The 12,319-nt window shown below is 70.2% G+C and carries 11 protein-coding genes; 8 read left to right on the forward strand and 3 right to left on the reverse strand.

Going from position 1 to position 12,319, the window contains the following annotated elements:
• Nucleotides 1-33 precede the first annotated feature (33 nt).
• Entirely contained in the window at nt 34-1,239 is a 1,206-nt protein-coding gene (locus tag HNQ79_RS24135) for a polyamine ABC transporter substrate-binding protein (RefSeq protein ID WP_185034458.1), read from the forward strand.
• A gap of 33 nt (nt 1,240-1,272) precedes the next feature.
• On the opposite strand, the gene HNQ79_RS24140 is transcribed toward HNQ79_RS24135, so the two are convergent.
• Together HNQ79_RS24140 and HNQ79_RS24145 are read right to left on the reverse strand one after the other, a co-directional pair.
• Nucleotides 1,273-1,986 carry a glycerophosphodiester phosphodiesterase gene (locus HNQ79_RS24140; RefSeq protein WP_185034460.1) on the reverse strand — a complete coding sequence of 238 codons (714 nt, stop codon included), beginning with the start codon at nt 1,984-1,986 and terminating at the stop codon, nt 1,273-1,275.
• A gap of 74 nt (nt 1,987-2,060) precedes the next feature.
• Nucleotides 2,061-3,086, reverse strand: a complete 1,026-nt coding sequence (locus tag HNQ79_RS24145; protein WP_185034463.1) for an adenosine deaminase — start codon at nt 3,084-3,086, stop codon at nt 2,061-2,063.
• 204 nt (nt 3,087-3,290) lie between these two features.
• Between HNQ79_RS24145 and HNQ79_RS24150 the strand changes: the two genes are divergently transcribed.
• Nucleotides 3,291-3,983, forward strand: a complete 693-nt coding sequence (locus HNQ79_RS24150) for a DUF4190 domain-containing protein (protein WP_185034465.1) — start codon at nt 3,291-3,293, stop codon at nt 3,981-3,983.
• Nucleotides 3,984-4,107: 124 nt separating this feature from the next.
• On the opposite strand, the gene ybiA is transcribed toward HNQ79_RS24150, so the two are convergent.
• Entirely contained in the window at nt 4,108-4,671 is a 564-nt protein-coding gene (gene ybiA / locus HNQ79_RS24155; RefSeq protein ID WP_185034467.1) for a riboflavin biosynthesis intermediates N-glycosidase, read from the reverse strand.
• A 205-nt stretch (nt 4,672-4,876) separates the two neighbouring features.
• Here ybiA and HNQ79_RS24160 point away from each other — a divergent pair, with 205 nt between their 5' ends.
• From HNQ79_RS24160 to HNQ79_RS24185, 6 genes are all read left to right on the forward strand, one after another.
• A complete protein-coding gene (locus HNQ79_RS24160; protein ID WP_185034469.1) occupies nt 4,877-6,391 on the forward strand; it encodes a gamma-aminobutyraldehyde dehydrogenase in 1,515 nt (504 codons plus the stop codon).
• 45 nt (nt 6,392-6,436) lie between these two features.
• A complete protein-coding gene (locus tag HNQ79_RS24165; RefSeq protein ID WP_185034472.1) occupies nt 6,437-7,702 on the forward strand; it encodes an ABC transporter substrate-binding protein in 1,266 nt (421 codons plus the stop codon).
• A 178-nt stretch (nt 7,703-7,880) separates the two neighbouring features.
• Entirely contained in the window at nt 7,881-9,032 is a 1,152-nt protein-coding gene (locus HNQ79_RS24170) for an ABC transporter ATP-binding protein (protein ID WP_185034473.1), read from the forward strand.
• Complete coding sequence (locus HNQ79_RS24175) at nt 9,029-9,949, forward strand: ABC transporter permease (RefSeq protein WP_185034475.1); 921 nt, start codon at nt 9,029-9,031, stop codon at nt 9,947-9,949. Before HNQ79_RS24170 ends, HNQ79_RS24175 begins: the two co-directional genes overlap by 4 nt.
• A complete protein-coding gene (locus HNQ79_RS24180; protein WP_185034477.1) occupies nt 9,949-10,770 on the forward strand; it encodes an ABC transporter permease in 822 nt (273 codons plus the stop codon). The genes HNQ79_RS24175 and HNQ79_RS24180 overlap by 1 nt, the downstream gene beginning before the upstream one ends.
• Nucleotides 10,771-10,814: 44 nt before the next feature.
• Complete coding sequence (locus HNQ79_RS24185; protein WP_185034479.1) at nt 10,815-12,233, forward strand: NAD(P)/FAD-dependent oxidoreductase; 1,419 nt, start codon at nt 10,815-10,817, stop codon at nt 12,231-12,233.
• The last annotated feature ends 86 nt before the right edge of the window (nt 12,234-12,319 follow it).

The raw sequence follows: 12,319 nt of genomic DNA on the forward strand, positions 1-12,319 counted from the left end.
CCCGCCCCCGCGCATCGGGGAAGGGTGGGCCCCATGGGTGATCCTGGTCGCGTCTCGCGTCGTCTCTCGCGCCGTACGGTGCTCCGCGGCATCGGGTACGGAATAGGCACGACGGGCGCGCTCGCCGCGCTCACCGGGTGCGGTGTCCCCGCCGCTTACGTGGAGCCGGGCGACCGGGCCGGTACGGACACCTCCGACCGGGACAGGAGCCTGCAGTTCGCCAACTGGCCGCTCTACATCGACACGGACGACGAGGACGAGTCCAGGCGCCCCACCCTGGAGGAGTTCCAGAAGCGCACCGGGATCTCCGTCCGGTACACCGAGGAGATCAACGACAACGACGAGTTCTTCGGCAAGATCAGCCCGGCCCTGATGAACCACCAGGAGACCGGCCGCGACCTCGTCGTCATGAGCGACTGGATGGCGTCCCGCTTCGTACGCCTGGGCTGGGTGCAGGAGATGGACCGCGCCAAGCAGCCCAACGTCGCCAAGTACCTGGATCCGCAACTGCTCTCGCCCGCGTTCGACAAGGGCCGGCTGCACACCGTCCCCTGGCAGTCCGGGATCACCGGCATCGCGTACAACCGCAAGAAGCTCGGCCGCGAGATCAAGCACGTCGCGGACCTGTGGCGGCCCGAACTCAAGGGCCGGGTCACGCTCTTCTCGGGACTGGACGAGAGCTTCGCGCTGCTCATGCAGGGGGAGGGTGTGGACGTCACCCGGTGGACCGCCGACGACTTCCACCGCATGTGCGACCGGGTCGGCAAGCTGGTGGACGGCAAGCACATCCGCCGCTTCACCGGCAACGACTACGTCAAGGACCTGTCCTCGGGCGACGTCCTGGCCTGCCAGGCGTACTCGGGCGACGTCGTCCAGCTCCAGGCCGACAACCCCGACATCGAGTTCGTCGTCCCGGAGGAGGGCGCGGAGCTGTGGGCGGAGTCCCTGATGATCCCCAACCGCGCCAAGCACAAGCGCAACGCCGAGAAGCTGATCGACCACTACTACGACCCCGGGATCGCCGCCGAGCTGGCCACCTGGGTCAACTACGTCTGCCCGGTCCCGGCCGCCCGCGACATCATCGCGTCCTCCAAGGACGAGGAGACGGCTGCCCTCGCCGAGGACCCGCTGATCTTCCCGGACGACGAGATGCGCAAGCGGCTCGCCATCGCCCGGGACATCACGGCGGAGGAGCGGCTGGAGTTCGCGAAGACGTGGAACGGGATCGTGGGGCTCTGACGCCTCCCCGCGCCGGTCATCGTCCCATCTGCGTCAACTCCCTTGCGTGCGGCGGAACTCGGCCACTTCCCCGGTGAGTGCGCGGAGCCGGTTGGTGGTGATGGCGTCGACGCCGGCCGCGAGCAGCCGGCGCATGGTGCGGCGGGTGTCCGCGGTCCACGCACCGACCAGCAGGCCGCTGCGGTGCGCGCGCTCGACGAGTGCCCGGTCGACCAGGGCGAAGCGGCAGTTCAGCCAGCGCGGGCCGATCGCCGCCAGCAGTTCCGGGCGGGGCGGAGCGGTGGACTTCCAGGTCAGGGCGATCTCGGCGTGCGGGTCGGCGGCGCGGACACGCATCATCGCGGCGGGGCCGCCGCAGTAGTACATCCGCTGGCCGGCCCCTGCCACGTGCAGCACCTCCACCACCTCGCGCACCAGCGGTTCGTGCGCGCCGGGCAGGTCGATCAGCAGGCGACGCGCCCCGACGGCGAGCACCGCCTCGCGCAGGGTCGGCACCTCACCGCCGGTCAGCGCGTCGAGCTCGGCCTTCGTGAGGTCGGCCAGCCACCGCTCGTGACCCCACAGCCGCTCCAGCGTCTCGTCGTGCAGCAGGACCGGGACGCCGTCGCGGGTCAGCCGTACGTCGACCTCCACCGCGTCGGCACCCAGGGACAGCGCCGAGCGGATCGAGGGCAGCGAGTTCTCGCGGAAGCGGTACGGATCCCCGCGGTGCCCCACGGCGAGGAAGCTGCGCCTGTCGGTGCTCATGAGGTCATTGTTGGCGAAACGGGGGTACGGCGCTCAGCGGGCGCGCACGGTCCGCACGTCCAGCCGGGCGGTGCTCAGCCGGCGAGCCACCGCGCCGTGTAGGAGTCGATCTCCGCGGCGAGCGCCGCCTTGCCCGCCGGGTCCAGGAAGGATGCCCCGACGGCGTTCTTGGCGAGCTCCGCCACGCCGCGCTCGTCCAGGTCCAGGAGGCGGGCGGCCACCGCGTACTCGGTGTTGAGGTCGGTGCCGAACATCGGCGGGTCGTCGCTGTTGATGGTGACCAGGCAGCCCGCCGCGACCATCGCCTTGATCGGGTGCTCGTCCAGCGAGGCGACGGCGCGGGTGGCGATGTTCGAGGTGGGACAGACTTCGAGCGGGATCCGGTGCTCGGCCAGGTGGGCGAGGAGTTCCGGGTCCTGGGCGGCGCTGGTGCCGTGGCCGATGCGCTCGGCGCGCAGGTCGTTCAGCGCGTCCCAGACCGTCCCGGGGCCCGTGGTCTCGCCCGCGTGCGGGACGGAGTGCAGCCCCGCCTCGATGGCCCGGTCGAAGTACGGCTTGAACTGCGGGCGCGGCACACCGATCTCGGGGCCGCCCAGACCGAACGAGACCAGCCCCTCGGGACGGTGCTCCAGTGCCAGCCGCACCGTCTCCTCCGCCGACTCCAGACCCGCCTCGCCCGGGATGTCGAAGCACCAGCGCAGGATGACGCCGAGCTCGGACTCGGCGGCCTTGCGGGCGTCCTCGATGGCGTCCATGAACGCCTGCGCGTCGATGCCCCGGCGGGTCGAGCTGTACGGGGTGACGGTCAGCTCGGCGTACCGGATGTTCTGCCGGGCCATGTCGCGGGCCACCTCGAAGGTGAGCAGCCGGACGTCCTCGGGGGTGCGGATCACGTCCACGACGGACAGGTACACGTCGATGAAGTGCGCGAAGTCGGTGAACGTGAAGAACTCGGCGAGCGCGGCCTCGTCGCTGGGCACCCTGGAGTCGGGGTGCCGGGCGGCCAGCTCGGCGACGATGCGCGGGGAGGCGGACCCGACGTGGTGCACGTGCAGTTCGGCCTTGGGCAGGCCCGCGATGAAGGGGCGCAGGTCTGACATCGGATCCTCCTGGAGCAGCGGGGCGGTACGGGGTGCGGTGACGGTGAGGGGACGCCGTGGCGGTCGCCGACGACGCCGCGCACGGGGTGCGGGGCGGCCGGCCGGAGAACGGGACACGGAGTGGCTGGGGATCATCGTAGGCGGGACACTGGGCCATGTGGGGTACGCCGTAGCATGACCGGGGAACCGCGATCGGGAGGGCCCATGTCAGACAACACGCCGCAGTATCCGGAGGCACCGGACCCCTGGGCGCCGCCGGAGAGCTCCGGGAACCGGGCGCCGCTGGACAAGCCGGGCGCGTCCGCGCCGGGCGGGCCGCTCCCGAACCCGGTGCACGACCAGCCGACGGTGACGTCGATGCCGGCCGCCCCGTCGGACGCGGTGCCCGGCGTGCCCCCGGCCCCCGGTCCTTCCGCGGCGTACGGATACCCCGCGGGCCAGGGTGCGCCCGGACCCACGCCCGGGGCCTACGGCTACCCGCCCGCGTCGCCCTACCCCACCGGCGGCGGGTATCCGGGGTACCCGGGCTACGCCACACCGGGCGGCTGGACGGGCCAGGGGCAGCCGCGCAACGGTTTCGGCATCACGGCGATGGTGCTCGGGATCGTGTCGATCCCCCTGTTCTGCGCCTGGGGCGTCGTGAGCATGGTCCTCGGCATCATGGCCGTGGTCTTCGGGGTCCTCGGGCGCAAGCGGGCCGCGCAAGGAGAAGCGACGAACGGCGGCATGGCGCTGGCCGGGATCATCACCGGATCGGTCGGCATCCTGGTCGGGGCCGTCTTCCTCGCCTTCATGGTCTGGGCCATCGTGCAGAGCGAATCGCGGGCGGGCGCCGACCCGTGGGGCGCGGACTCGCAGCGCGCCTCCGCCGGTGTCGTGGCGGCAGCCGCCCGCTAGAGCGGCCGACCGCCGGCGCCCGCTGGACCGGCCGAGCGCAACCGCCCGCTGCCACCGCCGACTGCCGGGGCCTGCCGCGGGCGGCCCGGTTACCCCTCCGCCCGCGGCCCCGGCGGCCGGGGCGTCAGTGCGTCGGCAACGGGAGGGTCAGCAACCGGTTCCTGACCTCCATGAGCGCGAAGCCCAGGAGGTTGTGCCCCCGCCACTGCGCGGGGTCCGCGGCCCGCGGGTCGTCCGCCGTCAGGCCGATGCCCCAGACCCGGTCCACGGGACTCGCCTCGACCAGCACGCGGCCGCCCGTGCCCAGGAGGTAGGCACCCAGGTCCGGATGCCGGGTGAACTTGTGGACGTTTCCCTCGACGACGATGTCGAACCGGCGGTCCTGCCAGAGGGCATCGTCGAAGCCGCGGACGAGGCGGCCGGCCTTCTTCGCGGCGGCGGGCGAGGTGGCCTCCAGCGCCGCCCGCCGCGCCTCCTCGTCGCCGAAGAGCTCCGCCTTGCGGGCCATCATCCAGTGCTCTGCGGTCGCGTACCGCACGCCGTCCACGGTGAACGGCGACTCCCACCACTGGCTGAAAACGCTCGGGCCGAGCGAGCCGTCCGGTCGCGGACGGTGACCCCAGAAGTACAGGAACTCCACCCTCTCGCCCCTGTTGACCTGCGCCGCCAGCTCCTCGATCCGTCTCATGCATGCGAGTCTGGCATCCGCCACGGACACTCCGTACGGTATTTCCACGCCGACTCGACACTCGGTCGACCGAATCCGTCGCGTAACCAAAAGGCAACAACGGAATCACTTGTTGGCGGCGTTCGGCTCTGCCAGGATCGGCAATCAAATCAAGCTGGAGCTACGCCGACCTCCGTATGACGGGGTGAACGGCGGAGGAGAGCGCATGGGCAACCGCTTCCAGGTGCAGGACCGTTTCGAAGGCGGCGCACAGTACATCGGCGGGCAGTTGCGTCCCGGTACCTCGGGTCGTACTCACACGGTCGTGAACCCCGCCACCGGCGAGGGGATCCACACCTACGAACTGGCCGGAACCGACGACGTCGACGCGGCCGTGGCGGCGGCCAAGGCGGCTTTCCCCGGCTGGTCCGGCGCGACCCCCGGTGAGCGTTCCGACGCCCTGCACGGATTCGCGGCCGTCCTCGCCGAACAGGCCGAGGACTTCGCGTACGCGGAGTCGCTGCAGTGCGGCAAGCCGATCAAGCTGTCGCGGGAGTTCGACGTCCCCGGCACGATCGACAACGCGGCCTTCTTCGCGGGCGCGGCCCGGCACCTGGAGGGCAAGTCCGCCGGTGAGTACGACGGTGACCACACCTCGTACATCCGCCGTGAGGCGATCGGCGTCGTGGGCTCCATCGCTCCCTGGAACTACCCGCTCCAGATGGCCGCCTGGAAGGTGCTGCCCGCCATCGCGGCGGGCAACACCATCGTGCTCAAGCCCGCCGAGCTGACTCCGTTCACCTCGCTGATGTTCGCCCAGGCCGCCACGGAGGCAGGGCTGCCGGACGGCGTCATCAACGTCGTCACCGGCGCGGGCAAGGACGCCGGCGAGCACCTCGTCGGTCACCCCGACGTCGCCATGACCTCCTTCACCGGCTCCACCCCGGTCGGCAAGCGGGTCGCGGAGATCGCCACGGCGAGCGTCAAGCGGCTGCACCTGGAGCTGGGCGGCAAGGCCCCGTTCCTGGTCTTCGACGACGCGGACCTCGAAGCCGCGATCCACGGCGCGGTCGCGGGTGCGCTCATCAACACCGGCCAGGACTGCACCGCCGCCACGCGCGCGTACGTCCAGCGTCCGCTGTACGACGCCTTCGTGAGCGGGGTCGCGGAGCTGATGGAGTCCGTCCGGCTGGGCGACCCGTTCGACGAGTCGACCGACCTCGGCCCGCTCATCAGCTTCGCCCAGCGCGACCGCGTCGCCGCCGTCGTCGACCGGGCACGCTCCTACGCCCGCATCGTCACCGGCGGCGAGGCCCCGCAGGGTGCCCTCAAGGACGGCGCCTACTACCGTCCGACCCTGATCGCCGACGCCGCCCAGGACAGCGAGGCCGTCCAGGACGAGATCTTCGGCCCGGTGCTCGTCGTACTGCCCTTCGACAGCGACGACGAGGGCATCGCTCTCGCCAACGACACCCCGTACGGCCTGGCCTCCTCGGCCTGGACGCGCGACGTGTTCCGCGCCCACCGCGCCACCCGCGAGATCAAGGCGGGCTGCGTATGGGTCAACGACCACATTCCGATCCTCAGCGAGATGCCGCACGGCGGGTACAAGGCCAGCGGCTTCGGCAAGGACATGTCGGCGTACTCGTTCGAGGAGTACACCCAGGTGAAGCACGTCATGTTCGACAACACCGCGGTGGCCCGCAAGGACTGGCACCGCACGATTTTCGGGGACCGATAAAGAGTCCGCCTGACCAGCGGCAACCACCCGGAAGGGCAATTGCGCATGGAGCAGTTCCAGCACGGGAGATTCTCCGTACCGGGCCCCGGCGACCCCGTGGCGAATGCCGTGCGGCGCAGCATCAGCAGCGGCCGGGGTGCTCTCACCCGCCGATCGCTGCTGCGCGCCGCCGGCGGTGGCGCCCTGGCCGTCGGTGGCGTCGGCGCGCTGAGCGCCTGCGGCATTCCGGCCGCGGGCGGCAAGGGCGGGGAAGCAGCGGTCGCGGACGACTTCTCGGCCAAGGAGAAGCAGGTCGTCTTCTCCAACTGGACCGAGTACATGGACGTGGACGAGAAGACCAAGAGGTATCCGTCACTGGACGGCTTCACCCGGCGTACCGGGGTGTCCGTCAAGTACACGGCGGACATCAACGACAACAACGAGTTCTTCGGCAAGATCCAGCAGCAGTTGCACAACGGCCAGGACATCGGCCGCGACCTGATCTGCGTCACCGACTGGCTGGCCGCCCGGCTGATCAGGCTCGGCTGGGTGCAGAAGCTCGACCCCGCACACCTGCCGCACGCGTTCGCGAACCTCAGCGCCCAGTTCCGCGACCCCGTCTGGGACCCGGGCCGCGCCCACTCGTACCCCTGGACCGGTATCTCCACGGTCATCGCGTACAACGAGAAGGCCACCGGCGGCCGCAAGGTCGACTCCGTGACACAACTGCTCGACGACCCGGCCCTCAAGGGGAAGGTCGGATTCCTCTCCGAGATGCGCGACAGCGTCGGCATGACGCTCCTGGACCTCGGCAAGGACCCCGCGAAGTTCACCGACGACGACTACGACGCGGCGATCGCCCGGCTGCAGAAGGCTGTCGACCGCAAGCAGATCCGCCGCTTCACCGGCAACGACTACACCGCCGACCTGGAGAGCGGGAACCTGGCGGCGTGCGTCGCCTGGGCCGGTGACGTCGTACAGCTCGCCGCGGACAACCCGGCGATCAAGTTCGCCGTCCCCAAGGCGGGTTACATCTTCTCCTCGGACAACCTGCTGGTGCCCGCCAGGGCCCGGCACAAGACCAACGCCGAGAAGCTGATCGACTACTACTACGAGCCCGGCCCCGCCGCACAGCTCGCCGCGTACATCAACTACGTGTGCCCCGTCGACGGCGTCCGCGAGGAACTGGCCAAGATCGACGAGGAGTTGGCGAAGTCGCCGCTGATCCTCCCGGACAGGGCGATGGCCGAGCTGTCGCACCCCTTCCGGCCGCTCAGCGAGGCCGAGGAGAAGTCGTACGAGGAGAAGTTCGCCAAGCTCATCGGGGCGTAACCGCCCGTCGCGCCCACCGGCCCCCCGCACGCGCATCCGGACCCTCCGGCTCCCGCCGCACGACGCTCCGGCTCCGCCCCCGCACGTACGCACAGAGGCCTCGCCCCGCACGCATGCCCAGCGGCTCCGCCGCCCCCGCACTCCCTGACGCACCCCGACTCCCCTGGGACCGCAACCCATGACTCAGAAGACCGAAGGCGGCGACGTCCGCCTCGCCGGGATCAGCAAGACCTACGGCGCCTTCACGGCCGTGCACCCGCTCGACCTGACCGTCCCGCAGGGCTCCTTCTTCGCCCTGCTCGGCGCGTCCGGCTGCGGCAAGACGACCACGCTGCGCATGATCGCCGGCCTGGAGGACCCCTCCACCGGCACCGTGTCGCTCGGCAGCACCGACGTCACGCACCTGCCGCCGTACAAGCGCCCGGTGAACACCGTCTTCCAGAGCTACGCTCTCTTCCCGCACCTGGACATCAGCGAGAACGTCGCCTTCGGGCTGCGCCGGCGCGGCATCAAGTCCGTGCAGAAGCAGGTCGACGAGATGCTTGAGCTGGTCCAGCTCGGCCAGTTCGCGCACCGCAAGCCGCACCAGCTCTCCGGTGGCCAGCAGCAACGGGTCGCCGTCGCCCGCGCGCTGATCAACCACCCCCAGGTGCTCCTCCTGGACGAGCCGCTGGGTGCCCTGGACCTCAAGCTGCGCCGCCAGATGCAGCTGGAGCTCAAGCGCATCCAGACCGAGGTCGGCATCACCTTCGTGCACGTCACCCACGACCAGGAGGAGGCCATGACGATGGCCGACCAGGTCGCGGTGATGAACGGCGGCCGGGTCGAGCAGCTCGGCGCCCCCGCGGACCTGTACGAGAACCCGAGGACGACCTTCGTCGCGAACTTCCTCGGCACCTCGAACCTCATCCAGGCCGAGATCGCCGCGACCGCCTCCGACGTCACCACCGTGACCTGCGGCGACGTGAAGCTGAAGCTGCCCGCCGGCCGATGTCGGGCGCAGACCTCCCCCGGCGACCGGATCCTCATCGGCGTACGCCCGGAGAAGGTGTCGATCGCGCACGCCGACGACGACGCCACGGTTCCCGACAGCCGCAACCGCCTCACCGGCCGCATCGTGGCCTCCAGCTTCATCGGCGTCTCCACGCAGTTCATCGTCGACAGCCCCTCCTGCGCGGACTTCGAGGTGTACGTGCAGAACGTCGAACGGGACGCCCGGCTGACCCCCGGCACCGAGGTCGTCCTGCACTGGAACCCGGAGCACACGTTCGGCCTCGACGCCGACCAGGCCATCGACGCGGGCGTGCAGTCGGTGGAGGACGCCTCGTGACGCTCACCGAAGCACGGCCCGTCAAGGCGGAACCCCCCGTGCACAAGCCGTCGACGCGCAAGCGCCTGGTGCCGTACTGGCTGCTGGTGCCCGGCATCCTGTGGCTGCTGGTCTTCTTCGCGCTGCCGCTCGTCTACCAGGCGTCGACCTCCCTGCAGACCGGTTCGCTGGAGGCGGGGTTCAAGGTCACCTGGCACTTCCGGACGTACCTGGACGCGTTCGGCGAGTACTGGCCGCAGTTCGTCCGCTCGCTGCTGTACGCGGGCACCGCCACGATCCTGTGCCTGCTGCTCGGCTACCCGCTCGCCTACCTCATCGCGTTCAAGGCGGGCCGCTGGCGCAACCTCGTCCTGGTGCTGGTCATCGCGCCGTTCTTCACCAGTTTCCTGATCCGCACGCTGGCCTGGAAGACGATCCTGGCCGACGGCGGCCCGGTGGTCGACGTCCTCAACACCCTGCACATCCTGGACCTCACCGACTTCCTCGGCTGGACCGAGGGGAGCCGGCTGCTCGCCACGCCGCTCGCGGTGGTCTGCGGACTGACGTACAACTTCCTGCCGTTCATGATCCTGCCGCTCTACACCTCGCTGGAACGCATCGACGGCAAGCTCCACGAAGCGGCCGGTGACCTGTACGCGAGCCCCGCGACGACCTTCCGGAAGGTGACGTTCCCGCTGTCCATGCCGGGTGTCGTCTCCGGCACGCTGCTGACCTTCATCCCGGCGGCCGGCGACTACGTGAACGCCGAACTGCTCGGCTCGACCGACACCAAGATGGTCGGCTCGGTCATCCAGTCGCAGTTCCTGCGGGTGCTCGACTATCCGACGGCCGCCGCGCTGTCCTTCATCCTGATGGCGATCGTGCTGGTCATGGTCACCGTCTACATGCGCAAGTCCGGGACGGAGGACCTCGTCTGATGACGCAGCTTTCGAAACGACCCGTCACATGGCTCCGGCGCAATCTCGTCGTGATCGCGGGGCTGCTGACGCTCGCCTACATGATTCTGCCGAACGTCGTCGTGATGGTGTTCTCGTTCAACAAGCCCAACGGGCGCTTCAACTACGCCTGGCAGCAGTTCTCGCTGGACGCCTGGAAGGACCCGTGCGGCGTCGCCGACCTGTGCGGCTCGCTCGCCCTCTCCCTGCAGCTCGGCTTCTGGGCGATGCTGGGCGCGACCGTGCTCGGCACGATGGTCGCCTTCGCGCTGGTCCGCTACCGCTTCCGGGCGCGCGGTGCGATCAACTCGCTGATCTTCCTGCCGATGGCGATGCCCGAGGTCGTCATGGCGGCCTCGCTGCTGACGCTCTTCCTGAACATGGGTGCCCCGCTCGGCTTCTGGACCGTGCTCATCGCGCACATCATGTTCTGCCTCAGCTTCGTGGTGACGGCGGTCAAGGCACGCGTGATGTCCATGGACCCCCGGCTGGAGGAGGCGGCCCGCGACCTGTACGCGGGGCCGCTCCAGACCTTCCTGCGGGTGACCCTGCCGATCGCCGCCCCCGGCATCGCGGCCGGTGCGCTGCTCGCGTTCTCGCTGTCGTTCGACGACTTCATCATCACGAACTTCAACGCGGGCTCGACTGTCACCTTCCCCATGTTCGTCTGGGGCTCCGCACAGCGCGGCACGCCCGTACAAATCAACGTCATTGGTACAGCTATGTTCGTCATCGCTGTGCTGGTGGTCCTCGGCGGTCAGCTCCTCGCGAGCCGCCGGAAGAACAGTGCGGCACCCGAGTAGGGCCGCCGCACCGCCCGAGCAGTTCCCCGAAGGAGTTGGAAACCATGGCCCCGGTAGCCATGCGTAGTGCCGCACAATCCCTTTCCGGCGCGAAGCCGCTGTCGTTCTGGCTCGACGACCCCGCCCGCCCCGCCCCCGAGCAGTCCCTCACCGGGGACGAACGCTGCGACCTGCTGGTCGTCGGCGGCGGCTACAGCGGACTGTGGACCGCGCTGATCGCCAAGGAGCGCGACCCGCAACGCGACGTCGTCCTCATCGAGGCGCACGAGGTGGGCTGGGCCGCCTCCGGGCGCAACGGCGGCTTCTGCGCCGCCTCCCTCACCCACGGCCTGGGCAACGGCATCGCCCGCTGGCCCGAGGAGATCGGCAGGCTCGAAGAGCTGGGGGCACGCAACCTCGACGCCATCGAGGAGACCGTCGCCCGGTACGGGATCGACTGCGCCTTCGAGCGTACGGGCGAGATCGACGTGGCCACCGAGCCGCACCAGCTCGACGAACTGCGCGAGATGTACGAGGAGGCCGAAGGCCTCGGTCTCGCCGCGCACATGGAACTGCTCGACGCGGACGCCGTGCGCGCCGAGGTCGACTCGCCGACCTTCCTGGGCGGCCTGTGGGACAAGCGCGGCGTGGCCATGCTCAACCCGGCCCGGCTGGCCTGGGGCCTCAAGCGCGCCTGCCTGGAACTCGGGGTGCGCGTCTACGAGAACACCAAGGCCACCCAGCTCGCCTCGGACGACAACGGGACGGCCGTCCGTACCTCGTACGGGCGCATCTTCGCCCGCCGCGTCGCGCTCGGCACGAACGTTTTTCCGTCGCTGGTGAAGCGGCTGCGCCACTACACGGTGCCGGTCTACGACTACGCCCTGATGACCGAGCCGTTGACGGACGAACAGCTGGCCGCCGTCGGCTGGCGCAACCGGGCGGGACTCGGGGACAGCGCCAACCAGTTCCACTACTTCCGGATCTCCGAGGACAACCGGATCCTGTGGGGCGGCTACGACGCGGTCTACCACTTCGGCGGCAGGCTGAGCGCCGAGCTGGACCACCGCCCGGAGACCTACCTCAAGCTGGCCGAGCACTTCTTCACGTGTTTCCCGCAGTTGGAGGGGCTGCGCTTCACCCACGCCTGGGGCGGCGCGATCGACACCTGCACCCGTTTCTCCGCCTTCTTCGGCACCGCGCACGCGGGCAAGGTCGCATACGCGGCGGGCTACACCGGCCTCGGCGTGGGCGCGACCCGCTTCGGTGCGGAGGTGATGCTCGACCTCCTCGACGGGAAGAAGACGGAGCGCACCGAGCTGGAGATGGTGCGCAGCAAGCCGCTGCCGTTCCCGCCGGAGCCGGTCGCCTGGGCGGGCATCGAGATCACCAAGCGCTCGATGGCCCGTGCCGACGACAACGGGGGCAGGCGCAATCTCTGGCTGAAGGCCATGGACAGGGCGGGCCTCGGCTTCGACAGCTGAACCCCGGCGTCCGCCCCGTGCGCCCCCGGCCGCTCCGGGGGCGCACCACCGCGTCGTGCGCCGACGCCGGATTCACCCCTACGGGT

Source organism: Streptomyces candidus, assembly GCF_014207445.1.
GTDB classification, from domain to species: domain Bacteria; phylum Actinomycetota; class Actinomycetes; order Streptomycetales; family Streptomycetaceae; genus Streptomyces; species Streptomyces candidus.